Source organism: Escherichia sp. KCJ4928 (genome assembly GCF_004352695.1).
GTDB lineage: Bacteria > Pseudomonadota > Gammaproteobacteria > Enterobacterales > Enterobacteriaceae > ECMA0423.
In genome coordinates, this window is sequence record NZ_SJWV01000484.1 from 1 (window position 1) to 820 (window position 820).

Annotated in this window: 1 protein-coding gene and 1 pseudogene; both read left to right on the forward strand. The window is 56.6% G+C overall.

All coding sequences use genetic code 11. The features are described from left to right. A pseudogene (locus E0D98_RS24995) lies at positions 1 to 449 on the forward strand (hypothetical protein); the annotation flags it as partial. A gap of 16 nt (positions 450 to 465) precedes the next feature. Further along, complete coding sequence (locus E0D98_RS25000; RefSeq protein WP_001056369.1) at positions 466 to 816, forward strand: hypothetical protein; 351 nt, start codon at positions 466 to 468, stop codon at positions 814 to 816. Positions 817 to 820: the final 4 nt, after the last annotated feature.

Sequence of the window (820 nt, forward strand, 5' to 3'; positions counted from 1 at the left end):
ATGAACTGATACCAGCCATCGCCTCTGCCGATAAGGACAATCGTCAGTTGAATCTTCTGCTGGTCCACAGCGCAGATGATCATCTGCAGGGCGTGGTCCGCCTGAACGGCACCCTTTACCCGGCACTGGCCACCCCGTCAGCTGACAACCGTCAGCTGGTCATCAATGCCCTGACGGATAACGGTCTGCAGTTTGCCGGTTACGGTGAAGCTGTTAACCATGATGAGAATACTCATCAACGTCCGTCCCCACAAATAATGCAGTTTCACCTGAAGCAACAGGACTCCCCGTTGTTTGCCGCCATCCACAAACCGGAAGAGCAACCGGACAAGCTTTTCCGCTCTCTGGGTTTTGAGCAGACCTGGAAAGAGTGGTCTGACAGCCAAAAGGCGGAGGACAGGCAGGAAAAAACTCTGCAACAGGCACAATCCCACAGCCCCGGCCTGTGAGCCGGTAAGGACGACCATGAACATGAAAAAAACGCTGCTGGTCATACTGACCAGCATCTCGCTGGCTTCTCCGGCTGCCGTGGCAGCAACCTGTCGGGCAGGTGCTGCCGCAGAAGCCGGCAGCAAAGCCGCCTGGGAGCGGGCGCGCACAGCCAGCCAGGCATGGTCACAGCGAGAAAACGACGTCGCCTCCTCCCTGCAGTCCTGCCTGTCCCGCATTAAGGACGTCAGCATCACTCTTCCACAATTCCCCAGCCTGGACAAAATCCTTCGCGATCTGGAAAACCAGGTCTGTGATGCCGTCGTGGATCGGGTGAATGAACATCTGCCGGGGAATATCGACCCCTGGAAAGACTATAACCTCTGAACAG